Genomic DNA, 24,317 nt, shown 5'->3' with positions numbered 1-24,317 from the left:
TGGGGGTATCAAGAAGCCATGGAACAACAGAAACAAGCGGTGCAAGAACCGATTTTCGATAAGAATCGGAGTCCGGGCAAAACCTTTTCACTGGGTTTGCAGCATGTATTGGCAATGTACGCAGGGGCTATCATCGTACCGCTTATCGTCGGTGGTGCACTCGGTTTAACGACGGAGCAGCTGACGTATCTCATCGCCATCGACCTGCTGGCATGCGGGGTCGCTACTTTGCTGCAGGTATTCGGCAACAAGTACTTCGGCATCGGCCTGCCGGTCATGCTCGGCTGCGCGTTCCAAGCGGTAGGTCCGATGATCATTATCGGACAGCAGCACGGCATGTCAGCTATTTATGGAGCGATTATCGCTTCCGGTTTATTTGTCATTCTGTTCTCCGGTTTATTCGGTAAGCTAATTAAGGTATTCCCGCCTGTCGTTACAGGGAGCGTTGTTACGATTATCGGTCTGACGCTGATTCCCGTAGCTTTAACTGACCTTGGTGGTGGGCAAAGTGCAGGGGATGAGTTTGGCAGCGCGTTGAACATTTCCCTTGGCTTCGGCGTTCTAGCCTTCATTATTATCATGAATCGGTTTGCCAAAGGTTTCTTGCGTTCGATATCGGTTCTTCTGGGTCTTATTCTAGGCACCGTGGTAGCCGCATTCTACGGTGGAGTGGATTTAACCCCGCTCCGCGAAGCCGGCTGGTTCCGTGCTCCGCAGCCATTCTTTTTTGGCACGCCGGAGTTTAAGATCGTTCCGATCATGACAATGATTCTGGTGGCGATTGTCAGCGTTGCCGAATCGACGGGCGTATTTATGGCGCTTGGCAAAATCGTGGATCGCGACATTACCTCCAAGGATCTGTCCCGCGGTTACCGTGCGGAAGGTCTTGCGATTGTTGTCGGCGGTATTTTCAACTCGTTCCCTTACACCACTTACTCTCAAAACGTTGGTTTGATTCAGATGAGCCGCGTAAAGACGCGCGACGTCGTCGTAGTCGCAGGCGGTTTGCTTGTATTGATCGGATTCGTTCCGAAGATTGCCGCCATGACGCAGCTTGTACCGACTTCGGTTCTCGGTGGGGCCATGGTAGCCCTGTTCGGCATGGTTGTATCTTCCGGTATTCGGATGTTAGGAGATCAAGTAGACCTTAACCGTCATGAGAACCTGTTCATTATTGCGTGTTCCGTCGGCATGGGCCTTGGTGTGACAACCGTACCGGGTCTGTTCGCAAGTCTGCCTGACAACCTGCGCATTCTTGCCGATAACGGCATCGTGGCTGGCAGCTTGACCGCGATTGTGCTGAACCTGATCTTTAACGGCTTGAAATATACGAAGCCCACTCATACAGAGCAAGGTGATACCGCAGAAGGGCATGCTGCATAACCAATGCCCACTGTAAGCAGCCGGATGACTTCCGGCTGTTTTTTTAGTTGATAAGAGAGCAACAATTTCAGAGGCTAACGCTCCTTATCTCGTAAGAAAAACTTCCTTAACTAGCGGTCTGGCTTCTGCAGACAGGACATCGATAGATGGTTTTCCTTTGATATTGGTCCCGCTCGGTCCAACCAAAAACGGCTTCCTCCATAGTAGAATGGAGGCAGCCGTTTTACTTGATGTATAAGCGTTAGACGCGCTGCATTTGTTTCTCTGCAATATTGCCGATCCAGGGCAGCTTGAACCATTTTCCCTGAATGGCGTTTGCCATAAGCACCAGCCACATCAAGACGCCGACCAGCGCCAGAAGGGCGGAGGCCAGAAGGCCGATGATGGGCACCGCGCTCGACAGCAGGTGAGCGACGGCCAGGATGCCGAAGGCCAGCAAGGACTGCAGCGCGTGGAATATGACGTAGCGGCTTCTCTTTTCTAATGAAAGAAACAGAATTCCTCCGACCATGGGAAAAAAATAGCACAGCGTAGCCGCCAGATTCTCGGGAAGTCCTGTGGACGATTTGAAAGGGGACATCTCATCAACTCCTTGTCTTAGACCGGTTCTGGGGTAGGGCAAGCTTTATACCTTACCTTATGAGCCGATGGGACAAAGTATGATGGTTAAATCCCGAACTATTTCATTTTCAATTGCAGCAGATATTTCACGAGAGCATCCTGCTGCTCCTGTGTGAACCCGCTGCTTTCGTCCACCCAAAACTCATGTCCCTGACCGGTGACATGGGTGTCTCTCAGTCTTGAATCCTTGCGATTCGCCTCGATGACCTGCAGTCTCAACTTACGGTCTATCAGGGCTTTCAGGCTGTTGTAAGGGTCAGGGTGAATCCCTTTCATAAGGGTCTGCGATACGCCGGTTTGCGTCAGCTTAGGCCCGACCGCTACGCCGCCGTCGTGCAAATACGGTGCGGACCAGCGAAGACCGATCAACCCTTTGACCTTATAACCGCCGCCCGATGTATGGCCGAAGCCCAACTTGATCTGCTCCGGGTCGATATTATCCAGCGGGATTTTGGTTATTTTGGCACCTGGAGGGATTGGGACAGGCGTGTCGGGCGGGTAGAACTCCGCATTGCCAAAAGCATTCTGCGTGCGCTGAAAAGCCTTTGCCCTTGCGGGCTCGGTACCGATTTCAGCCGCGCGCAAAACGCGGTTATTCGTATAGAAGTCACCAGCGTGGCAAGTGATGCATTGCGCTTTTTTGAATACTTCCGCTCCGAGGTTGATCGTCTTGGCGTCGGAAATATCCTTGGTATCCGTTTCCGGCGGACGGATCGTATTCTGATAGGCGGACATGGCGTTCACCTGCTCCCCGGCTTTGAAGCCCGGCGAGCTGATGTACAGCCCGTTCGGTGCGATGGCTGAAACCTTCGGGAAATTCGGAATCTTAACAACCTCATTCACGCCGGGAGTTCCGGGATTGGGATCCAGCCGGTTAAAAAATTCGGTGGGCTTCAGCCCGCTGCCCGGATCATAGCGAAACTTGCGATGGGCTGCATTTTGCAAAACGGTGCCCACATAAATCTCTTTGTCGATCCCCCACATCGGTTCACTAACCTCGGTTTGACTCAAGGTATCCGTGTTCTGGGCGTGAACATTGTTGCTGAAGGTGCTAAGTCCCTTGAAGGGACCCGCGGCAGCGAAGCCGCTCCAGCTGTATGGATGATCGCCCTTCGTAAACATATCGGGAATTTGGGTCAGGTCACTGACCAGATCCACGGTTGTATCAAACGTGCCGGGCATCCATTTGATCAGATTTTCGTCAACGGCTTTTTCCAGCAGGGCGGGATCCGGCAGCGCTTCGGTTTTTCCTTTGGAGTTTACAATCGTGCGCTGCTCGTTCTTTACATAATCCACCAGGCTGGTAATGTCCGTATGGGTAAAATATGCCGCGCTATTCGGGGCCAGTGCCAGCATCAAACCGAGGTTCAGATCGGAGTTGGGCGCGCCCTCGACGATCATTCCCGTTTCACGGTTGACGGTCGCATGGCAGGCCATGCAGCTAACGCCGATGCGAGCTTTGCCTTCGGCATATTTAAATGTGACGCCAACGGGGGCATAGGCGCCTTTGGCTACGTCAAAGCCGGTATCAATCTTATCCCCCTTGCGGTAGGTCCTGCCTCCGATCGTTACATCCTGATCGAGTTCTACGCGCAAATTGGTTGTTCCCCGTCCTTTTAACTCGGCGAGGGCTTCTGTAATTTTATTCAGTTTCATCGGCCCGCCGATGATTCCCACAATATCAGTTAAGAATACTTCATTGCCAAAAGACTCCTCATACAGTGTGCGACGCCCTAGGGCAAGCAGTTCTTTTGTCACCTCAACGGCGCCATGGGCGGCTGTTAAGCGGGGGTCCTGATCCTTCAGGGCGGTACCGGGAACCGTAAGCGTCTTGCCCCAGATATCATATTGGCGAATGAAACCCGTTTGCTGGGCTTGGATTTGCGTAGTATTCTCCAATTTATGTGCAGGCGGTATATAGGCATATTCCGGCTCCACAATATTAGCAGCAAGCCATAAGGCCCCTACGACGGTGATCGGGATCAGCCATAGCAGAAGCCGTTTCGATTTTCGCATGTCTTATCACCCTTTTTTATAAGCAGATCTGATGAATCATCTCTTCACTGCCGATATACAAAGGCTTTAGTCTACATGCACATCATGGCGCAGCGGTGATTCGGCATTAACTTGTTTATCAGGACCTTTCTCTTTTGGAACCAGGCGCTCGTCTGTCATGCCTCGATGGTGGTTTTCAAAATCATACTCCGCCAGCCGCCACTCTGTGGAGCCCTTCTGCGGATCGAACGGAAATTCCTCGCCGCGTTTTAAATATTCCTCCCGTCCCCATTCATTTGTGTATGTTCCGTCTACTTCAACCTCTTCTCGCGAAATAGGGTGGAGATCCTTGTCTTTTCCGGACATGTCGCATGCTCCTCTCAGGCTTGATTTTAGAAATGATTCATATCGCATAAAGTAACCAGAAAGAGGAGGTACTATCCGCTGAAATTTGTAAGTAAGTCAGATTACGGTTTCGGGAAAGAACCGAATGCTCCTAAGTGTAGTAGGGGCGGCCAAAGGATGATCTGTCAGCTGCCTGAAGGTGATGCAGCAGGTTTTGACTTTAAGTCATCAAGAATATAGCGCTCCAGCAGAGAGCGTGGGTTCTTCCAGCGGCTGACCTTGCTGTCGGCAGTAAATACGACAACCGTATCCAATTGGGGAAAAAGGTAGATTTGCTGTCCTCCATGGCCGTGTGCAAGCGCGAAGGGGGTCCCGTTCTGAATGCCGGTCCACCACTGGAAACCGTAATCCCCAAAGGCAGGATAACCCTTGACCTGCGGAGCGAGGGCTTGCTTAAGCCATGATTCCGGGATGAGTGTGGTGCCTTGCCATCGTCCCCCATTCAGGCAGCAAAGACCGAATTTGGCCATGTCGCGGGAGGTGAGATAGAGGCCGACGTGACCCATGCTGTGGCCCTCGGGACTTGGGGACCAGGCGGCATGGCGAATGCCGAGCGGCTCGAATAAATATTGTCTGGCATAGGCGTAAGCATCCATTCCCGTAGCCTCGCTAATGGCAACGGAGAGCAGATGGGAATCCGTGCTCCGATATTGAAAGAGGCCCATTTCCTGTTCGATGACAGGGAGGGATAGCGCGAAGCTCGTCCATTTCCGGTTGCGGTGGAATCGGTGAATGAGCGGCTCCCCTAGCTTTTTACCGGTTTGCCACGCAAAGCCTGAGGTCATTGTCAGCAGATGATGAAGGGAAACCTTGTGTAAGAGCGGATGGGCTCGTTCAGGAACATATCGATGGAAGATATCCATTACAGAGGAATTCAAATCAGGTAATTCGCCGTGTGAGTGGGCGATGCCGCATAACGCTGACGTAAAACTCTTGGTGGCGGACCTGAGATCGTTCAGCGAGGAAACGCCATGACCATTGTAATAGCGTTCGTAGATGAGTTTGCCGGCATGCAGCAGGAGAAAGCTGCGCATTTTCGGATATTGTTTCTGAATGATCAGGTCGACCTGATCAAGCGAATCGAGGTGCAGCCCTGCCTCATGGGGCTCAGCGGCAGGAATAGGTGATCCTAAATCGACAGGGGAATGCAGGATAGACTGTGAGTTCGGCATGAGCTTTAGGCCTCCTTGTATCTAGAATATGATATTCTGCGTATCCATTTGTGATATTCGCTGACTTCTGGAGTCGCGGGAGGTTCGTTTGAATGTATCTTAACCAATTCCGGGGATAAAGGATGACCTGGTGAAAAAACATAGTACCAAAAAACATTTTTTGGGAAAGATGAAACAAACAGAAGAATATGATATAATATATTAATGATTCAGTTGCATGCTGTTAGGGTATGTATAGTGTCAGGTGCATTGGTAAGTTGCTGAATATCAACCTAATGGTCACCGTAAGAACTGCAATATGGCTTCAACTTAATGAGGTAGATCTTTTCGGCATTCTCTTTAAACGGAGTAATTTTATTCCACACGTTTTGGGAGGGATCCATCATGGCAACGAAAGGTCACAATGAGGTTAAGGAAAGTCTGCGGGAAATGACACGAATTTTCCGGCCTAAAGATCCGAAAAAATTTGTAAAGGAGTATGTCCGGAAGTACCATATTATGGGGGGCTATGAAGAAGAGCTTACACTTGTTGTTGAGCATGAACTTGGCAAGCTGAATTCCTCCGTTTCGTAACCTGTAATAGCACCTGGTCTATAGAAATAACCAACACGCATCGCATCTTCACCTTGTTAATGACTAATGATATGAACCATTTAGAGTTTATGGTTAAACCGTTTTTGGGGCAAATGTCCCGAAAGCGGTTTTTTTGCGTTTGCCAGTCCCGGTTAAGTGAACAGACTCATCTCCTCGGAAAGTCTATTTCCTGGGGGAATTTTGCATCTGTCCCTACATATATTGTTAGCAATCGATCCGATAAGGATATAAGGGAGTGGACAGATGTGAGGACACAGCTCAGACGGAAGGAAGAAATCGGATATATCCGCGAGGCGGGACGTATATTGGCTGCGTGTCACCGTGAAATAGCGAAGGTCATCAAACCGGGAATCACAACGAGCGAGATCGATGCCAGGGTCGAGAGATTTTTGGAGAAGAATGGGGCTTTGCCCGAGCAAAAAGGATATAAAGGATTTCCATACGCCACTTGTGCTTCGGTCAATGAGGTGGTGTGCCATGGATTCCCTGATCAGCGGCCGCTGCAATCCGGGGATGTTGTGACCATTGATATGGTGGTAAATAAGAACGGGTGGCTGGCGGATTCTGGCTGGACCTATGCGGTAGAACAGGTTTCAAGGGAAGTAAACCAGCTGATGCAGCATACCCATGAAGCGCTGTTTAAAGGGATCGAGGCTGCTCGGCACGGCGCAACCTTGGGCGACGTAGGTTATGCCATTGAGCAGGTTGCCGAAAGGGAAGGCTACGGGATTGTCAAGTCGCTTGTCGGTCATGGCATCGGCCGCGCTATCCACGAGCCGCCTGATGTCCCGAACTATGGCATTCCAGGAAGGGGACTTAAACTCAAAGAGGGAATGGTCATTACCATCGAACCCGTTTTTACTCTGGGCCCCTCGGGTGCCGTGTTCTGGGGGGATGACGGCTGGACCATTTCCAGTGCGGACGGATCGGTGGGCGTCCAGTATGAGCATACGATTGCTATTACGCGTGGAGAAGCTGTTATCTTGACGGATTAAGATGCCGAAAAATATACCATAATAATAGGAGGTTTTCTTCGCGATGCATCAGGGCTTTTCGAAGGAGACCTCCTTATGTCATGTGTGTTCAGATAAATGGGGGGCGGCTGCATATAGATTCAAAAAGGCGGAAATGACTGTATATATAGCTATGAAAGCTGTCCCTGACAGGGTGTGAAGAATGTCGAATGATGGGTCGCGGGATGGTGAATACGGTTTGAAAGCGATTGCAAAATCAGTAATGGCGCGACTTTGACGACTTTTCGAACAATTTGTGAACTCCCTGTGAATGATTGACAAAAGCAACCCATGAACTTATATTTAATAAGTGATTGCTTTAATTGACAGGATTACTTCATCCGTGATTGTGCAGGTAGATTACCGCTGTTTGCGCCGGATGGTAGTCTACGAAAATCGGAAAAGTGGGGTAGATCAATGATGAAACGGTGGCAGGCTGTAAAGCGTCTTCTTCCTTTGATGGCCATGTTTGCTTTGGTGTTATCCGGCTGCGGCCGAGAGGATTTGTCGGTCTTAAGACCACAAGGTCCGGTAGCACAAGGTCAACTGGATTTAATTAAGCTCTCCATTTCGATTATGATCGTCGTAATGGTTGTGGTATTTGGAATCGCCGCATACGTGCTTGTTAAATTCCGTCGAAAGAAGGGACAAGATGAAATTCCTGAGCAAGTAGAAGGTAACCATAAGCTGGAGATTATTTGGACGGCGATTCCGCTGCTCTTGGTACTCGTGCTTGCAGTTCCTACTATTCAAAAGGTATTTGCTTACGGAGAGAACGACTGGAACAATCCAGATGCAGTTAAGGTGGAAGTTACTTCTCATCAGTTCTGGTGGGAGTTTAATTATCCAGACTACGGCGTAAGAACCGCTCAAGAGCTGGTTATTCCTGTAGGCAAGAAAATTGCTTTCCAATTAAAAACGAATGATGTGCTTCACTCCTTCTGGGTACCATCGCTCGGCGGCAAGATGGATACAAACACAGAAGGCAGCGTTAACTACATGACTCTGGTTGCTGACAAAGCAGATACATACATTGGTAAATGCGCAGAGTTGTGCGGTCCTTCTCACGGTTTCATGGAATTCCGGGTGAAAGCGGTTGACGATGCGACATTTGACAAATGGGTTGCGGCATTTAAAGAACCTGCTGTGCTTCCTGCCGATGCGGCACTCGCCGAGAAATTCAAGACCAACTGTCTTTCTTGCCACGCTGTGGGCGACCAAGGCGGAGCCATGGGGCCTAACCTGACCGGCATTGGATCACGTGAGACGATTGCGAGTATCTTGCTGAACGACATAAGCGGCAAACCAGGCACGAAGCCGACAAAAGACAACCTGGTGGAATGGCTGATGGAGCCTCAGGCTGTAAAACCTGGCAACACGATGCCTAATCCGAAGGATCTCGGCTTCAGTGACGAAGAAATCGAGCAGATCGCCGATTACTTGGCCAATTATAAGTTGGATTATTAATACAGCAGCAAGAACTTTAAAAGGGGGTACAAACCTTGGCTCACGCTCATGCTCAAAGCCATAGCGTCAAACGCTACACGGGGTTAATGGATTGGCTTACAACCGTTGACCACAAGAAAATCGGGATATTATACCTGATAGCGGGCGGCTTCTTCTTCGGGATTGGCGGTATTGAAGCGATTCTGATTCGCTTGCAGCTGATCAAGCCGATGAACGATCTGGTATCGGCTCAAGTATTTAACGAATTGATTACAATGCACGGAACGACAATGATTTTCCTTGGCGTTATGCCAGTTATCTTCGCCTTGATGAACGCGGTTATTCCGCTTCAGATCGGTGCGCGTGACGTCGCATTTCCATTTTTGAACTCGCTAGGATTTTGGACGTTTTTGTTCGGTGGACTTTTGCTCAATCTTAGCTGGATTATGGGCGGCGCGCCTGATGCGGGCTGGACATCCTATACACCGCTTTCCACAAATGACTACTCGTCCACGCACGGTGTAGACTTTTATACCATAGGTCTTCAGATTGCAGGTCTGGGTACGTTGATCGGTGGTATCAACTTCCTGGCTACCATCATAACGATGCGTGCACCTGGAATGTCCTTCATGAGAATGCCAATGTTTACATGGACGGCTTTCATTACATCGGCCATGATCCTGTTCGCATTCCCTGCAATTACGGTAGGTCTCGTATTGCTTAGCTTTGACCGTTTGCTCGGTGCCAATTTCTTTGATGTTGCGGCTGGCGGTAGCCCCGTATTGTGGCAGCATATTTTTTGGATCTTTGGTCACCCTGAAGTTTACATTCTGATTTTGCCGGCATTCGGTATTATTTCAGAAGTTATTCCGACATTCTCCCGTAAACGTTTGTTCGGATACAGCTCCATGGTATTTGCAACCATCCTGATCGCCTTCTTGGGCTTCATGGTTTGGGCTCACCATATGTTTACGACAGGTCTTGGTCCTGTAGCGAATGCGCTCTTCTCCATAGCAACGATGTTGATTGCCGTTCCTACCGGTATCAAAATCTTTAACTGGCTCTTTACGATGTGGGGCGGTCAAATCCGCTTTACCAGTGCAAACCTGTTCGCGATCGGTTTCGTACCGACCTTCGTTATGGGTGGGGTTACCGGCGTCATGCTGGCATCTGCTCCGGCAGACTTCCAGTTCCATGATACGTATTTCGTTGTAGCTCACTTCCACTACGTTATCGTTGGTGGTCTGGTATTCGGTTTGTTTGCCGGACTCCACTACTGGTGGCCAAAAATGTTCGGCCGGGTATTGAACGAAACGCTTGGCAAATGGACGTTCTGGTTGTTCGCAATCGGCTTCCATTTGACATTCTTCGTTCAGCATTTCCTTGGATTGCTGGGTATGCAGCGGCGGATTGTCTCTTATCTGCCGAACCAGAATTTTGACGAGCTTAACTTTATCAGTACCATCGGCGCAATCTTGATGGGGATCGGCGTTCTTGCCTTCTTGGCAAACGTTGTTATCACTTCGAGAAAACCGGTTGGTGCTCCGGCCGATCCATGGGAAGATGGCCGTACGCTCGAGTGGAGTATTCCTTCTCCACCGCCAGAGTACAACTTTAAGCAAATTCCGCTTGTTCGCGGCATTGACGCTTATTGGAAAGAGAAGATGGCAGGCAATAAAGAGATGACACCATCCGAACCGGTTGGTCCGATCCACATGCCTTCGCCAAGTATCCTTCCGTTTGTGATGTCACTGGGTCTGTTTATCGCGGGTCTTGGTTTCATGTTTAGCACGGAGGACTTCTCAAATTCGTTCATGAGCTTAATCTTCAATAAATATATCGTTCTGATTGTTGGTCTTCTGATTACGTTCGCGGCAATGATCGCTCGTTCCCTGTACGATGATCATGGATATCACATCGAAGTTGAAGAACTGGAAGGGGAGGGTAAAGCATGAGTCACGCTGAACATGTAAACGGCGAACTTCCTCACGAGCCGGAGAAGGCAACACTCGAAGGCCGTAATAAGGTTCTTGGTTTCTGGCTTTTCCTCGGTGGAGAGGCCGTGCTCTTCGGTACGTTGTTTGCAACGTTCCTGGCGCTTCGCGGACAGAACAACGAAGGCCCAACCGCAGCAGAGCTGTTCTCGCTGCCGATTACGGCAGCGGCAACGTTGATATTGCTTGTCAGTTCCTTGACCAGTGTGTTCGCTATTCAAGCGCTCCACCGTCACAATATCGAGAAGCTGAAGTTGTGGCTGATCGTAACCGTTGTTCTAGGTCTTGGGTTCCTTGGCCTTGAAATTTATGAGTTCTATGAATATGTTGTGCATGAATCGTTTAACATGAAGACGAGTGCATTCTCGTCTGCATTCTATACGCTGGTTGGCTTCCACGGTGCCCACGTCGCTTTCGGGGTTGTGTGGATCAGCCTGTTGATCGCCCAGCTGTACAGAAAAGGGTTAACCGTAGTTACAGCACCTAAGGTATATGTTTCTGCCATGTACTGGCACTTTATCGACGTTGTATGGGTGTTCATCTTCTCGGTCGTATACCTTCTTGGAAAGGTGGGCTAAGGAATGACTGCGAATCAACAATCTAATGAGGGGCCTACAGTAAAACACCGCCATCGTGTGGAAGGCCCTGAGAAACACATTGTTGTCTTTATTTTCTCGATCGTTCTGACTGCGATTGCTTTTGCGGCTGTCGCAGCCGGTGGCATCAACACAGCATTTACAATCATCATTTTGCTGGTTATGGCTGTGTTGCAGGTGTTCGTGCAAATGGGTTACTGGATGCACTTGAAGGACAAAGGGCATCTAATGCCAATCCTGTTTATGATTGGCGGCTTCTTCGTAGCTAGTACCTGTATTGTCATGGCACTGTTCTGGGTTTGGTGGTAAAATGAAAAAGAGGTGGGCTCTTCAGCCCCCTCTTTTTTTAAATCGTAGGAAGGTGTCACAATTTCGACAGAATTTAACCCGTTAAGGGGAGGTTTTTGCATGCTGGGCTTAGAATATTTTAGTTTTGCAGATAAATGGAGTCCCTTGTTCCTGGCATTTATGCTGCTCGTAACAGCAGGCTACTTCCTGTTGACCGGGCCGCTGAGCAGTAGATTCGAAGGGAGTGCTCCAGTTTCCGCAGGAAGGAAAACACTGTTTGTAGGCGGTATGCTTACGTTCTATCTTGCGCAGGGTGGACCTATTGAACTGCTGGGGCATACGATGTTCTCGTTTCATATGGTCAGTATGGCCATGTCCTATTTAATGGCGATGCCGCTCTTGATTCTGGGTATTCCTGTCTGGATGTGGCGTGCCTTCGATAAGGTCAACCCGTTTAAGAAGCTCGGTTTTCTTGCGCGTCCGATCGTTGCAGCGGTTCTGTTTAATGGCTTGTTTTCTTTTTATCACATCCCGGTTATCCATGACTTTGTCATGTTGAACTTCTGGGTGCACCGTTTGTACTATTTGATCCTGTTCATCGCCTCACTGTTGATGTGGTGGGCTATCATTAACCCGATTCCGGAGAAGGACAAGTCCTCAGGTCTTTTGAAAATGGGATACATCTTTCTCAACATGGTATTGTTAACTCCGGCGTGTGCGCTCATTATATTCTCGAGCGAGCCGATGTACGCAACGTACAGCGATCCGGTGGTATGGGCGAAGGCAATGGGATACTGCGTAGCTGGCGATACCTCGGCATTGCTTAGCCAATTTGGCGGACCTGAGTTCTTCGGTTATCTGGAGCCTGCGATTGACCAGCGGGTCGGTGGGATCATCATGAAGTTTTTCCAAGAGATTATTTTTGCCTCGATGCTAGCTTATGTGTTCTTTCATTGGTACAAACGAGAAAATCAGGAAGACGATCCTTTGCCTGGCGAGATTCCTCCCGGCAAGCTCAATCAGGCGTAAGGGGATTATTGAAGGGGGATCCATATGGATTGGTTTTTTATATTTCCCACGGTCAGTACAACGTTTATTGTCATCAGCGCCGTGTTGGTAGCGATTGGCTGGGGTCTAATCATTAAGGGGAAGCGCGAAGCCCACAAGAAAGTGATGATCTGGGCGGCCGTCGCAGCCGTCATCTTCTTTATCATCTATTCCTCGCGCACCGTATTCATCGGGAATACGTCATGGGGTGGTCCTGATGATCTGCAACCGTACTATCAGGTATTCCTGATCTTCCACATTGTGCTGGCTACCGTAGCAGCGGTGTTCGGGATTACGACATTGACCCTCGGCTTCAAGGAGAAGTATTCCAAGCACCGCAAATGGGGCAGAGTCACGTCAATCATCTGGTTCTTTACCGCCATTACCGGCGTAGCCGTGTATACCTTGCTGTACCTGTTATATCCGGGCGGGCATACCCAGCCTGTATGGAAAGTGATATTTGGAATGTAAGCGTGGAGAACACCCGTCAGAGGAATCTGGCGGGTGTTTTTTTATTGGACAGGGCGGCTCATTTGTGAGGGCAGAGGTGGGGGAGTGTATCCGCTCCGGTCGCTGTTGAAACCAGGAAACTGGGATTAGACGAGGTGGATGTTTCCCGGTTTCAAAGGCGAACGCCAGGTCTCCTCCGCGGTTACACTCCCCTGGTACAGGGAAGCTCTTGCATGAGCCGCCATGGGGTAGTGAACATCCGATAGGCATCTCTGCCGGTTGTTTTGTGTGGGGGATGTGGGTGGGGAGTGTATCCGCTCCGGTCGCTGTTGAAACCAGGAAACTGGGATTAGACGAGGTGGATGTTTCCCGGTTTCAAAGGCGAACGCCAGGTCTCCTCTGCGGCTACACTCCCCTTGTGCAGGGAAGCTTTTGAATGAGCCGCCATGGGGTAATGAACATCCGACAGACATCTCTGCCGGGTGTTTTGTGTGAGGGCAGAGGTGGGGGAGTGTATCCGCTCCGGTCGCTGTTGAAACCAGGAAACTGGGATTAGACGAGGTGGATGTTTCCCGGTTTCAAAGGCGAACGCCAGGTCTCCTCCGCGGTTAAACTCCCCTTGTGCAGGGAAGCTTTTGAATGAGCCGCAGCAGGGGAACGTGACACCCGGCAGGAAACCTCTGACGGGTGTTTTTTTAAAACTACTATTGACACTGTTTATATACACACTATATACTGTGTATAAAGATATACACAGTGAGCACAGTAATCACACTAAGCACAGTGAAACTTAACTGCGATGATATTGAAATGAATACATGAAGAAATGAAAGGGTGAGCTGCATTGCAACAAGTTCTCCATAATGCGCTGAAGATCGTAAAGAAAGACTTCGCAAGCGACAAGCTGCAAATTTTATGGACTATGCTGTTCATGGTGTATATGGGATTTGCCACCAGCGTTATCATAGACAATCAGTTTGAACATTTGGATGAGTACATCAATCCATTTACTGATTTTATGTTGGTGTTCTACGCTCCGTTGCTGGGGTTCCTCTTCAGCAGAAGATCTTTCCGTTATCTGAACGAGGATTCGTACACCCGAATGCTGTATTTTTACCGGAGTATACCGGTTCCGGCCTCGGCCATCTTCGTAAGCCGGCTTATGAACTCGCTGATCGCTTTTACCATAAACGGGATCGTGTTATTTGGAATCGTGTATGCAATAGGTAACCATATTAGGGACGCAATTGACATCCCGAGCTACATCGCATTTGTATTGACTTGGATCGGAATCGGATTTTTAATAACGGGACCCTATATTTACTGGGAAAATATGTGCAGCGGCAAGGCATACTTCAGAAACTCCCTTCTGGTGATGGTGCTTACCGCCGGATCGGCCGTTCTGCTCAGTTTGCTGGGTTACAGCATATTCGAATTCGTAGCGAAAGCCGCCATGAAATGGGGCCTGTTATCTCCGGTGATGTGGGGATCGCTGATTGTGGGATTGGGGGCTATGCTGCTTATGAGCAAATTCACCTACGCCCGGCAGCAGACCAGGGATTTATCATGAAGGGTATGATGATGAATCCGTATGGCATTGCAATGAAACGGGTTGATGTACAAGAGAAAAGCGAGGTGGTAAAAGGTGCGAATTCCGATTCAGATTAATGAAAATAGCGCAGAGCCTTTATATCACCAGATTGAATCACAGCTGCGCTCGCTAATCATTAGCGGTCAGATTGAGGAGGGAACGCTATTGCCGTCCATTAGGGAATTTGCCGGGAATCTGAACTGCAGTGTCATTACGGTACGCAGGGTGTATCAGGATCTTGAGAATGAAGGATTGCTGCGAACGAGACAAGGTACGGGAACCTTCGTTGCCGGTGTCGGCGACCAGGCCCGTGAACAGTATAGACGCGATGCGGTCATTGAGGCATTAAAGATTGCCGTCGATAAAGGACTTGCCGTTCAAATAAACGAAGATGAGTTGAAAGAACTGTTCATCGAAGTTGTCCGGGAAAAATATGACGCAAAAGGAGGTCGCTAACACGCCATGGAACCACATATCATTGAATTTCGTAATGTCATTAAACGACGGAGAACAAAAACCATCGGTCCGATACAATTCTCGATCCCTCAAGGATATATTGTTGCCCTGGTGGGACCTAATGGCTCGGGAAAAAGCACGCTGCTGAACATGATGATGCAGACCGTGTTTCCGGACGAAGGGGAAATCATCTGGTTCGGTGAATCTTACCCCAGAGAGCTTCCGATCTCCATTCGAAAACAAATGGGATTCGTACCCGAACAGCTGAGCGTAGAGGAACAGCATATGACGGTGGATGAAGCGGCAAGCTTTCGCGCATCCTGGTATGACAGTTGGGACGGTTACTTTTTCGATGAGCTGCTATCCCGGTTCGATGTCCCGCGGGGCGTAAAACTTCGCAAGATGTCCAAAGGGGAACGACGCAAGTTCGAGATCGCCGCTGCACTTGCGCCAAGGCCCAAGTTTTTGCTGCTGGATGAGCCTTCCTCTGGCCTGGATCCATTCGCTTGGAAGCTGATGATCGATCAGCTGCACAAAGTGATGAAGTCCATGGACACAACGATCGTGCTCTCAACCCATGTGGTGGATGAAATCCGGCGTCTGGCGGACTACGTCATTCTCATCCATCATGGGAAGCTCCTGGGCATGGTGGAGAAGGACTCGCTGCTGGATAACTGGAAGGAGTGCTGGATCCAAGGGGATGCCTCCATTGTCGAGGAGCTGCCGGGTATTCTGAGTTACAAACAAGAGACAACGACTACGATTTCTTTTATAACGACGGAATGCTTGGAAGTGGAGAAGATCCTGCAGTCTGCAGGCATACCGTTTATTCAGACCCGTTCCCTGGAGCTGGATGAAGTGCTTCGATTATGGATTGACGGCAACATTCCTGCCAACGTGCAGAACTAGGATAGAGAGGGGATTTTACGATATGCAACGCTTGCAATTAGACAATGTAGTTAAGATTTATGCGGACAAAACGGCAGTAAACCGGATTTCGCTTCAGGTTGAGGAAGGTGAAATCTACGGGCTGCTTGGCGCGAACGGCGCCGGCAAAACAACCACCATGCGGATGGTGCTTGGGTTGATCTACCCGGATGACGGGACGATTCTGTATAACGGAAAGCCGTATAACAAGGAACTGCGACATATTATGGGTTACTTGCCGGAGGAGCGCGGGTTATACCCGAAAGTGAAAGTCAGCGAGCAGATTTCCTACTTGGCACAGCTGCGGGGCATGTCCGCGAAAGACGCGGATAAGAGTCTGAAATATTGGCTGGAACGGTTTGAAGTACCTGACTATTATGATAAGAAGATTGAAGAACTGTCCAAAGGTAACCAGCAAAAAATGGGATTTATCGCAGCGGTTGTCCACGACCCGCAAATTCTGATTCTGGATGAAGCCTTCAGCGGTCTGGATCCGGTGAACGTCGAACTTCTGAAATCAACGGTAAAAGAACTTCGCGACAAGGGCACGAGCATTCTGTTCTCCACCCACCGGATGGAACATGTCGAGGAGTTGTGTAAGAACATTACCATTCTGCATCGCTCCAATACGGTAGTGAAGGGCAATCTGAAGGATATCAAATCCAAGTATCCTCGTGAAGAAGTGGTGCTTGGTACGTCCGGTGAAGTTAGGGGTCTTGAAGCTCTGGCCGGCGTAACAGCTGTGGAGCGGACAGAAGACGGCTACTCCATCCGGATCAGCCAGGTTGATGCAGCCCAAAACATTTTGAATACGGCCATGTCGCAAAGCACGATCCATCGGTTTGAAGTGAAGGAGCCGACACTCAATCAAATCTTCATAAAGGCGGTAGGTGAATCCAATGAATAATATGTGGACCGTTATCCGATTTACGTTCATGAATAAAGTAAGAACGAAGTCCTTTCTTGTTTCAACCTTGATTTTTGCACTCATTATTACGATTGGGATCAATCTTCCTTTTCTGATTCAAATGTTTACGGGAGATAAGGCGGGGTCCGAAGAAACCACCCGCATCGGTCTGGTTTATGGACAGGAGCAGACGCTCGCCGAACAACTGGAGACTACCTGGAGTAACCTGCCGTCGACCTCCTATGAATTCGTCAAATACGAAACGGCAGATGAAGCAGCTCTGAACAAGGACATTGAAGCTGGCGTAATCGAAGGTTATTTGAAGTTTGAAGCGCAAGAAGGGAATACGTTCCCGACCGTGGTTTACACCTCTGAAGACGAAGCCATGAGCCCGGAACTGCAATCCAATCTGCAAGCAGCCCTGCAAGTGGCGAAGACTCGCAGCATCGTAAGCGGATTGGATTTGTCCGAGACGCAGATCAATGAGCTGAATACGCCGGTTCAAATCGACGCTCGGGGTATCGACCCTACAGAAACAGGTAACGCAGGCGGAGCTTCCGGAGAGAAGGAAGGGGCCTCCGAGGTTATTAACTACATTGTCGTGTATGCACTGATTATTCTGTTCTTCTTCACTTTGATGGGTACGGGGAATATGATCGCATCTGAAGTCACGACAGAGAAGAGCTCCCGCATTATGGAGATTTTGATTACAAGCGTATCTCCGCTGAGCCAAATGTTTGGTAAGGTTATCGGCATGTTCCTGCTGGGACTGTCACAGATCGCGGCATTTGGAGTTGTGGCTGCCGTGAACTTGATGCTCCCGCACAATATGGATACATTGAAGGATATGAATCTCGACCTGACGGCGATCGATCCGATGCTTCTGGTGTTTGGTTTGATCTTCTACATCCTTGGCTATTTCTTGTATGCGATGCTCTACGCGGCCATTGGTTCGATTGTCAGTCGTACCGAGGATTTGGGTCAAGCCGTTATGCCGATTACGATGCTGTCGCTGGTGGCGTTCTATATCGCGATCTTTAGCCTGAGTGCGCCGAACTCGATGCTGATGAAGGTGTCTACCTACATCCCGTTCATCTCGCCGACCACGATTCTGGTTCGCATCGGACTTGGTGATATCCCAGTATGGGAAATTCTTCTCTCGCTGGCGATCTTGGTCGTAGCCATTCTCATTTTCGGCTGGCTGGCAGCGAAAATCTATCGTACCGGCGTCCTGATGTACGGCAAGCGCCCTACATTTAAGGAGCTTAGAAAAGCGATGAAGGCTTATAAGATGTAAGCACGAACTGTACAAGTAATTTTTGTGAGTAACAGTTACAAGTGAGACCAGTTCTAATAACGAATGAGACTTATAATATCTATGATTAAGACTAAAATGATAAGGGTTGTAGGTTGTGTATTGGGATTTCTGAAAGCGAAAGTAATTGAGTAACAGGCATAAATGTTATTTTTAGTGTGTGAGGCTGGGCATCCGATTGAGGATGTACCGGCTTTTTTTGTATTGAAATGGAGTTTAAATAGGCTCAAATGCGGAGAAAATTACAATTAAAAGATAATACCAACGAATGAAACTTTATGCTGAAAGGGTGAAAACTTTGGATTGGGTAGCTAAAACAACATGGGAAGTGGAGGATCACGCATACGAACCTAAAAGGAAAGTGCATAACAAAGGCAGTAGAAATTATCCACATCTTATTGGAAGCTTTTACAGTACAAAAAACCTAAGACCTGTGGAGTACGAATCCCTTAATGAAAGAATGTTTTATTACTTTCTTGAAGTGGATAGAGGAGTGATAAGGTATTATGTGCAACCAATCAGAGTTCCTATGAAGACAGATGACGACGAGTGGTACCATGTCCCAGATGTATTGGTTTTTCGTCAAGGGTACTGTCCATTACTTTATCAAATCAAAGAAAGTGAACAGGACAATCTAGAACCTAAAACAGTTCTATGTAATACAGAATGCGAAGCAATTGCGATTGCTTACGGTTGGAACTATAACGTGGTATTCCCAAAATCACTACCTAGCCCTTTACCTCGAAACGTCAATTTAATGGCTGGCTACTTAAGAACGAGAAAATACTATAGTGAATGGCAAGATCAGGTTATAAATCGATTACGGAATATCGGTCCCTGTACTGTGGATCAACTCTCATCTAGCTTTATTGATTCGGTGGACCCTCTACACATTAAGCCTCTTGTATTTTATCTTATGGCAAAAGGCAATTTTCTAGTTGATGTGACGCAAACAATTAATTCTAACTCCGTCATAAACATTAATCCGGAAATGAAATCGGTATTTTCAATTATTGAGAGTTGAGAGGGATACATATGAGTATCAGTCGATTGATATTAAATTCAGAGTGTGAGTTGTATGGTACACAATATAAAGTGGTTACGATTAAACCTCCTCATGTTTGGTTGAAAAGGCCAGATGGCGAAGCCATTCAAATGGAATATATGACACTAATCACCGAACCTTCTTTTAAGCCACTTAAATCAATGAAGGGATCCAGGAGGGATACCGTTCCCTATGAGGGTAAGCTAGCAAAACTTACTGAAAAGAAAAGGAATGAGGTAAGTGAACGGTTAGAAATCATACGTCCTATTGTGGTCCTTGAAAAAATTAAGGAGGGGGACATACAATCGGTTATTTTTTTTAGAAGCAATTTTGGTCACTTGATAGAAAACGACACAGAGTATTTAGAGCGTTTGACGCAAAATGATTTGATTGAACGTATTAGAAAAAAACATAGTATTGCTCGGGCGACCATTATGCGACATCTAAAAGCATATCGTGCTAATGGTGAAGAGGGATTAGTTTCTAAAAAAGGGGAGGGGACAAATAGCAGGAGGGATAATCGACTTTTGACAATTTGCGAACCAGGTAAACCAGACGTAATCTTGGATACGATCACAGTACGTTTATCAGAGGATCAGGTAGCAGTTTTAAAGGATGTTATTGAGAATGATTTCCTCACACGACTTCGTATTTCAAAGGCAGCTCTTTCTCGTAAAGTGAATATCCAATGCAATTTACGACAAGTGCCTGAAATACAGTATGTGACTATTTGTGGAATTATTGATCGTATTGACGATAAAGTTAAATTAACACATCGAAATCCAAGTAAGGCCAAACAAATCTACGATGAAGTAGCAAGAGGATACGCAGATAGAGAGGCTCTTGGACGACTAGATGTTATCCAAATTGATCACACCAAACTTGATATCCCTGCCATAGATGATGTTACAGGACAAGTTATTAGTCGCCCTTGGTTGACACTCGGTATTTGTGTATATTCCAGAGAGCCTTGGTGCCTAATCTTATCCGCAGAAGGACCAAGTGAGAATATTGTAAGAAAGGCAATTCAACACGGGGTCTTCCCTAAAAATACAGTAAGTGAATATGGAACGCAAAAGGAATGGGCTTCATCCGGGATCCCAAACACTATCTATGTTGACAATGGTATGGACTTTAAAGGCAATGATATCAAACGACTCGTTAATGAAACGCTTAAAAGTGATCTTCGACACCGACCAGTTAAACTTCCTCATTATGGTGCCATTATTGAGCGTTTATTTGGGACTATTAACCGGGAGTTGATTCATAACATTTGGGGGACAACCAAAAGCAATATTGTTGAGAAAGGGGATTTGGAGCCAGAAAAGGAGGCTTTCTTAACATTAAACGGGCTAAGGAAGATACTTATTCATTACCTGGTAGATATTTATCCTTACAAACCACATAGAGGGTTACCGCATAATCAAGCTCCTCGGGTTCGGTTTATCGAAAGCCTTAAGGAAATGGGGTATCCACATATTATATTTGAGGACGAAAGAGAACATTATGAAATTGATTTTCTTTACACCGATAAGAAGCCATACACGAGAGATGGAGTTCGGTGGGATAACCGAATATACAAATCAGACGAATGTCAGGATATCATCGGCACTGGGAAGAAAAAGTATACGGTAAAATATGATATTGATGATATTGGTTCGATCTATCTGCTGCACCCTAAAAGTGACAAGTTCATTAAGTTATATTGTGAGAATCCTCCTTACGAGTCGGTAGCTGGCGTTAACCGATACTCTTATAAACTATTGGAAAAGAAATTGCGTGGACAGGGAGAGACTGAGTTAAAAGAAATTCTAGATGCGGATCAGATCAAAAAAGGCTGGGCAGCTATTGCTAAGGAAGTGCAGGAGGGGTACACACGAAGTAAATCTACACGACAACAGGTAGCAAGGATGGGTAAAAGCGTTGAGATTAGTGTCAATACTCCTTTTTCCGAACAAAAGGCAATGAAGGATAAGAAGGCTAAAGAAGAATTAGATATAGAAGAACAACTACTAAATGAAGCCCTTGAAGCTGAACAAAATAGTAAAAGGATGGGAAGTTAATGAATGAAGAGGTGTCATCTTTTATTGAACGGATAAACGAGCTTTTTATCGAGCACGATGAAGTGCTGAGAATATGGAAGAAATTTGATTCTCTACGACTTTGTAATGCAGGATCTAAAGATGATACAGGAAACAGAATGCATAAGGGAGATCCTCGACATCTGTTTCTCATGGGGTTGTCAGGGGTTGGTAAGACCCAAATCGGGGAGCGCTATGCTGAACGAAACCCCAGTTACTGGCTTGAAACTGAGGAAGAGAAAATAAAAATAATGCCGGTTATTTACGTTGAATTACCATTTCCATTTACCCAACTTTCGTTCTACACGGAGATTTTAAGAGCACTTGGCACCGAAAATATAAGGAGGGACGCAAGGATTAATCATATCAAAGAGCGCGTTCTGATGTTACTGAAGAAACAGCGAGTGGAGATGATCATTTTTGACGAAATGAATTTTATCATGAGGACTAAACGATTCGATGATCAAGAAGCGATGGAGATGCTAAAGGATCTGACTAATAAATGCCAGCTTAGTATCGTATGTATGGGAACTCCAAAGATTGAACCGCTTCGTAAAATGGAGGACGAATATATAAGACGATTCGGTATAGATACCATCAAGAAATTCGAAGAATGCGATGACTCATTTTACAAGTTGGTTACGGATATTGAAAACCATATTGGACCAAAACATAAAATTAAATTGGGGGATCCTGCCACACGATTACCACAGTTATTACATCGCTGGTCACAAGGGCGAATTGGCTATGTACACATTATACTCAAGGAGGCATATCGATTACTTGGAGTGTTCGAGGAGGGTTTTTATGAACTAGAAACGACTGTTCTTACTGTGAAAGTTCTACATGAAGCAAAGATAAATTTATTTGGTAAGAATGATCATTTAGTTCAACCAAAGGAGGAAACTAACGTTGCCCAATAATGAATGTAAAAGGGAAGAACTATCCCTGACGGTGCAGCCAAAGCCGAAACCAAATGAGTCACTCAGCAGCTTCATTGTACGAGTTGCAACGGAAAACGGAATAAGTATGTTCACTATTAGGAGATACATTACTATAGGAGCGCAAAGTCGCTATAAACAACTTCCTATTTTTCATCAAGTTGATTGGGTACATGAGAACATTGATATGGAGAAGTTATCTACCGAGCTGGGAGTAAAAGTAAGTGATTTGGAAAAGTATACCTTCACGCCTTTACAAATGTATTTTAACGAAAATGGTGTTGTTGATATCCCGCAATACAAAGTCTCACTTAGTAAGGAGATTATTACAAATAAAAGAAGATATTGTCCCTTATGTCTTGTGTCAAATGGTATTTATAAACTTTTGTGGCAAGTTTTCAGTATTAGTTATTGTGATGAACATCATATTGCACTCCAGAATAAATGTAATTCATGTGGGAAATCGCTTCCTTACGTTTTTGAAACAATGGCCATTCATTTGTGTGTACATTGCGGCGACTCATTAAAATTAAAACGATACATAAGTGAAAGGAATGAGTTTGATTTAGGGGAGCAACAAAGGAAATATGATGATTGGAATTACTTGTTGAGTGGAGCTTTTAAACAGATTAAACCCAATATAAACACTATCGAGAGCTTAGCTTATTTAATTTTGTATGTATCCAGTGTCGATAGCCATAAAAATTCTTTTAATAGAAGAAGAGTGCGCTATTTTAGTCTTAAACGAATAAAAGGTTTAGCTACGTACATTAGAAACAACCGTAATGTGGCATCTTTTAAAGTTAATTTGCAAGATATTTTCACTGTGAGCAGAAAAGAGGAGATCAGTGTAGAAGAGCTGTTTAATACAACAGTGCCAGATACATTTATTAATTCTTTTTTTATCAACAAAAAAGATTCTCAAATTGGTGTATGCCTTGCTCCGTGGTGCAAATATTATAAATCGGTTGAGGGTATGAGGGAAATCGCCTTAACAGCCGACAATAAAAAGACAATCAACAGAAACAGAGTAACTTATAGAAAGTTATTTGCTTGTACTGGGTGTTACATGCGCTATGGAGTAAATAATGCAGGTATTTGGCAGGAAACTGATAATCGAATTCATGTAATTTGGTCTAAAGTGAGACCACTGTTTAGTCAAGGGTATACTCGACATGCAATAAGTAATATGCTAAAAATCACTTCTAACAAGACTCACGAGCATCTTGGCTACATGCTGCAATACAATATCTTACCGGAGGAAATTAGTATTAAATATCTTCCCCATAGTGTTCCTAGTAATTTGATTGAGAAATTTATTGATATTAAATGGTCCTCTTTTCCGAAATATCATACCCTCTATAAAGTGGCCAGGGTGAAATACGGATGGTCGCAGATAGAGTTTTATTACTATGCATTCGAAAAAGACGTACTGGAATACCAGTTATCTGAGCAACACGGTTCACTGCGTGATAGATCTAAAGCTACAGAGCCAATGAAACAAAAAATATATCAGACTATTAAAGAACTTTATGAAAAACAGGTAACTTTATCAATTGAAAAAGTAGCAGAGGAGGTAGGTTGTAATAATAAAACAATCGGATATAATGGATTTTCGAATTTAATAAAACAGTATAGAGAGATACAGTTACAAGAACAGAAGAACAGTGAGGAAGCTGTGTTATCCAGGTTGTATGAAACCTATAAGAAGGAGGTAGAACAAGAGAAAGGGGTTCTTCTAATTAAAAACATATCCAGACATCTTAACCGGAATCAGCAGTACCTCACTATAAAGTTTCCTGAATTATCAAAAAAAATAGTCAATGATGTAAAAGAGAGCAAAAGTAAAGCGATCCAATTATATACCGAAGAAATGATTACTAAAACAAAAAATGCAATCAAGTTGTTAACGAATAAGTATGAGCCTATTACTATAAATGCGATTAAGAAACTAATCGGATTAACCAATAATCAAAGTAAAAGTAAAATAGGTAAGCACCTAGTAGGTTTAATTCGAAAAGAAATTCAAATGGCCAAGGAGTTGATATAA

Annotated in this window: 22 protein-coding genes; 18 read left to right on the top strand and 4 right to left on the bottom strand. The window is 46.3% G+C overall.

The window, feature by feature from the left end; translation table 11 throughout:
- The first annotated feature begins 18 nt into the window (after nucleotides 1-18).
- Nucleotides 19-1,383, top strand: a complete 1,365-nt coding sequence (locus AK95_RS22205) for a nucleobase:cation symporter-2 family protein (RefSeq protein WP_071222069.1) — start codon at nucleotides 19-21, stop codon at nucleotides 1,381-1,383.
- A gap of 241 nt (nucleotides 1,384-1,624) precedes the next feature.
- On the opposite strand, the gene AK95_RS22200 is transcribed toward AK95_RS22205, so the two are convergent.
- From AK95_RS22200 to AK95_RS22185, 4 genes are all read right to left on the bottom strand, one after another.
- A complete protein-coding gene (locus tag AK95_RS22200; protein ID WP_071222068.1) occupies nucleotides 1,625-1,963 on the bottom strand; it encodes a DUF4870 domain-containing protein in 339 nt (112 codons plus the stop codon).
- Nucleotides 1,964-2,061: 98 nt separating this feature from the next.
- Entirely contained in the window at nucleotides 2,062-4,020 is a 1,959-nt protein-coding gene (locus AK95_RS22195) for an electron transport protein (protein ID WP_071222067.1), read from the bottom strand.
- Nucleotides 4,021-4,086: 66 nt separating this feature from the next.
- A complete protein-coding gene (locus AK95_RS22190; RefSeq protein ID WP_071222066.1) occupies nucleotides 4,087-4,365 on the bottom strand; it encodes a transposase in 279 nt (92 codons plus the stop codon).
- Nucleotides 4,366-4,529: 164 nt separating this feature from the next.
- Nucleotides 4,530-5,576: a serine hydrolase domain-containing protein gene (locus tag AK95_RS22185; protein WP_071222065.1), complete on the bottom strand. Its 1,047-nt coding sequence runs from the start codon at nucleotides 5,574-5,576 to the stop codon at nucleotides 4,530-4,532.
- A gap of 384 nt (nucleotides 5,577-5,960) precedes the next feature.
- On the opposite strand from AK95_RS22185, the gene AK95_RS22180 reads away from it, so the two are divergent.
- The 17 genes from AK95_RS22180 to AK95_RS22100 all read left to right on the top strand — a co-directional run bounded on the left by AK95_RS22180 (nucleotide 5,961) and on the right by AK95_RS22100 (nucleotide 24,317).
- Complete coding sequence (locus AK95_RS22180; protein ID WP_006208082.1) at nucleotides 5,961-6,149, top strand: hypothetical protein; 189 nt, start codon at nucleotides 5,961-5,963, stop codon at nucleotides 6,147-6,149.
- Nucleotides 6,150-6,415: 266 nt separating this feature from the next.
- The gene (map, locus tag AK95_RS22175) at nucleotides 6,416-7,165 is read left to right on the top strand and encodes a type I methionyl aminopeptidase (RefSeq protein ID WP_071222064.1); all 750 of its coding nucleotides are present in this window, start codon (nucleotides 6,416-6,418) and stop codon (nucleotides 7,163-7,165) included.
- 435 nt (nucleotides 7,166-7,600) lie between these two features.
- Nucleotides 7,601-8,650, top strand: a complete 1,050-nt coding sequence (coxB, locus tag AK95_RS22170) for a cytochrome c oxidase subunit II (protein WP_071222063.1) — start codon at nucleotides 7,601-7,603, stop codon at nucleotides 8,648-8,650.
- Between the two features lie 86 nt (nucleotides 8,651-8,736).
- On the top strand, nucleotides 8,737-10,584 hold the full coding sequence (gene ctaD, locus AK95_RS22165; protein WP_481855862.1) for a cytochrome c oxidase subunit I: 1,848 nt from the start codon (nucleotides 8,737-8,739) through the stop codon (nucleotides 10,582-10,584).
- A complete protein-coding gene (locus tag AK95_RS22160; protein ID WP_009590523.1) occupies nucleotides 10,581-11,201 on the top strand; it encodes a cytochrome (ubi)quinol oxidase subunit III in 621 nt (206 codons plus the stop codon). The genes ctaD and AK95_RS22160 overlap by 4 nt, the downstream gene beginning before the upstream one ends.
- 3 nt (nucleotides 11,202-11,204) lie before the next feature.
- On the top strand, nucleotides 11,205-11,528 hold the full coding sequence (locus AK95_RS22155) for a cytochrome C oxidase subunit IV family protein (RefSeq protein ID WP_071222061.1): 324 nt from the start codon (nucleotides 11,205-11,207) through the stop codon (nucleotides 11,526-11,528).
- A 99-nt stretch (nucleotides 11,529-11,627) separates the two neighbouring features.
- Nucleotides 11,628-12,536, top strand: a complete 909-nt coding sequence (gene ctaG, locus AK95_RS22150) for a cytochrome c oxidase assembly factor CtaG (RefSeq protein ID WP_071222060.1) — start codon at nucleotides 11,628-11,630, stop codon at nucleotides 12,534-12,536.
- A 24-nt stretch (nucleotides 12,537-12,560) separates the two neighbouring features.
- Nucleotides 12,561-13,025, top strand: a complete 465-nt coding sequence (locus tag AK95_RS22145) for a DUF420 domain-containing protein (RefSeq protein WP_071222059.1) — start codon at nucleotides 12,561-12,563, stop codon at nucleotides 13,023-13,025.
- An 823-nt stretch (nucleotides 13,026-13,848) separates the two neighbouring features.
- The gene (locus tag AK95_RS22140; protein WP_071222058.1) at nucleotides 13,849-14,574 is read left to right on the top strand and encodes a hypothetical protein; all 726 of its coding nucleotides are present in this window, start codon (nucleotides 13,849-13,851) and stop codon (nucleotides 14,572-14,574) included.
- A gap of 75 nt (nucleotides 14,575-14,649) precedes the next feature.
- Complete coding sequence (locus AK95_RS22135) at nucleotides 14,650-15,051, top strand: GntR family transcriptional regulator (RefSeq protein WP_071222057.1); 402 nt, start codon at nucleotides 14,650-14,652, stop codon at nucleotides 15,049-15,051.
- A 6-nt stretch (nucleotides 15,052-15,057) separates the two neighbouring features.
- On the top strand, nucleotides 15,058-15,960 hold the full coding sequence (locus AK95_RS22130) for an ABC transporter ATP-binding protein (RefSeq protein ID WP_071222056.1): 903 nt from the start codon (nucleotides 15,058-15,060) through the stop codon (nucleotides 15,958-15,960).
- Between the two features lie 22 nt (nucleotides 15,961-15,982).
- On the top strand, nucleotides 15,983-16,885 hold the full coding sequence (locus AK95_RS22125; protein WP_071222055.1) for an ABC transporter ATP-binding protein: 903 nt from the start codon (nucleotides 15,983-15,985) through the stop codon (nucleotides 16,883-16,885).
- Nucleotides 16,878-18,182 carry an ABC transporter permease gene (locus AK95_RS22120; protein WP_071222054.1) on the top strand — a complete coding sequence of 435 codons (1,305 nt, stop codon included), beginning with the start codon at nucleotides 16,878-16,880 and terminating at the stop codon, nucleotides 18,180-18,182. The genes AK95_RS22125 and AK95_RS22120 overlap by 8 nt, the downstream gene beginning before the upstream one ends.
- Before the next feature lie 286 nt (nucleotides 18,183-18,468).
- Complete coding sequence (locus AK95_RS22115; RefSeq protein ID WP_071222053.1) at nucleotides 18,469-19,224, top strand: hypothetical protein; 756 nt, start codon at nucleotides 18,469-18,471, stop codon at nucleotides 19,222-19,224.
- Between the two features lie 11 nt (nucleotides 19,225-19,235).
- Nucleotides 19,236-21,308 (top strand): Mu transposase C-terminal domain-containing protein, encoded by a 2,073-nt coding sequence (locus tag AK95_RS22110; RefSeq protein ID WP_071222052.1) that lies wholly within the window; start codon nucleotides 19,236-19,238, stop codon nucleotides 21,306-21,308.
- On the top strand, nucleotides 21,308-22,249 hold the full coding sequence (locus tag AK95_RS22105) for a TniB family NTP-binding protein (protein ID WP_071222051.1): 942 nt from the start codon (nucleotides 21,308-21,310) through the stop codon (nucleotides 22,247-22,249). Before AK95_RS22110 ends, AK95_RS22105 begins: the two co-directional genes overlap by 1 nt.
- Entirely contained in the window at nucleotides 22,239-24,317 is a 2,079-nt protein-coding gene (locus AK95_RS22100; protein WP_071222050.1) for a TniQ family protein, read from the top strand. Before AK95_RS22105 ends, AK95_RS22100 begins: the two co-directional genes overlap by 11 nt.

Source organism: Paenibacillus sp. LC231, from assembly GCF_001860525.1.
Lineage (GTDB): Bacteria > Bacillota > Bacilli > Paenibacillales > Paenibacillaceae > Paenibacillus_AQ.
This window is presented reverse-complemented; position numbering and strand designations above follow the sequence as displayed.

Excerpts from the sequence above, each read along its gene's own strand:
- AK95_RS22205 (WP_071222069.1), top strand. The coding sequence starts at position 19 with ATGGAACAACAGAAACAAGCGGTGCAAGAACCGATTTTCGATAAGAAT.
- AK95_RS22200 (WP_071222068.1), bottom strand. The coding sequence starts at position 1,963 with ATGTCCCCTTTCAAATCGTCCACAGGACTTCCCGAGAATCTGGCGGCT.
- AK95_RS22195 (WP_071222067.1), bottom strand. The coding sequence starts at position 4,020 with ATGCGAAAATCGAAACGGCTTCTGCTATGGCTGATCCCGATCACCGTC.
- AK95_RS22190 (WP_071222066.1), bottom strand. The coding sequence starts at position 4,365 with ATGTCCGGAAAAGACAAGGATCTCCACCCTATTTCGCGAGAAGAGGTT.
- AK95_RS22185 (WP_071222065.1), bottom strand. The coding sequence starts at position 5,576 with ATGCCGAACTCACAGTCTATCCTGCATTCCCCTGTCGATTTAGGATCA.
- AK95_RS22180 (WP_006208082.1), top strand. The coding sequence starts at position 5,961 with ATGGCAACGAAAGGTCACAATGAGGTTAAGGAAAGTCTGCGGGAAATG.
- coxB (WP_071222063.1), top strand. The coding sequence starts at position 7,601 with ATGATGAAACGGTGGCAGGCTGTAAAGCGTCTTCTTCCTTTGATGGCC.
- ctaD (WP_481855862.1), top strand. The coding sequence starts at position 8,737 with ATGGATTGGCTTACAACCGTTGACCACAAGAAAATCGGGATATTATAC.
- AK95_RS22160 (WP_009590523.1), top strand. The coding sequence starts at position 10,581 with ATGAGTCACGCTGAACATGTAAACGGCGAACTTCCTCACGAGCCGGAG.
- AK95_RS22155 (WP_071222061.1), top strand. The coding sequence starts at position 11,205 with ATGACTGCGAATCAACAATCTAATGAGGGGCCTACAGTAAAACACCGC.
- ctaG (WP_071222060.1), top strand. The coding sequence starts at position 11,628 with ATGCTGGGCTTAGAATATTTTAGTTTTGCAGATAAATGGAGTCCCTTG.
- AK95_RS22145 (WP_071222059.1), top strand. The coding sequence starts at position 12,561 with ATGGATTGGTTTTTTATATTTCCCACGGTCAGTACAACGTTTATTGTC.
- AK95_RS22130 (WP_071222056.1), top strand. The coding sequence starts at position 15,058 with ATGGAACCACATATCATTGAATTTCGTAATGTCATTAAACGACGGAGA.
- AK95_RS22125 (WP_071222055.1), top strand. The coding sequence starts at position 15,983 with ATGCAACGCTTGCAATTAGACAATGTAGTTAAGATTTATGCGGACAAA.
- AK95_RS22120 (WP_071222054.1), top strand. The coding sequence starts at position 16,878 with ATGAATAATATGTGGACCGTTATCCGATTTACGTTCATGAATAAAGTA.
- AK95_RS22115 (WP_071222053.1), top strand. The coding sequence starts at position 18,469 with ATGAAACTTTATGCTGAAAGGGTGAAAACTTTGGATTGGGTAGCTAAA.
- AK95_RS22110 (WP_071222052.1), top strand. The coding sequence starts at position 19,236 with ATGAGTATCAGTCGATTGATATTAAATTCAGAGTGTGAGTTGTATGGT.
- AK95_RS22105 (WP_071222051.1), top strand. The coding sequence starts at position 21,308 with ATGAATGAAGAGGTGTCATCTTTTATTGAACGGATAAACGAGCTTTTT.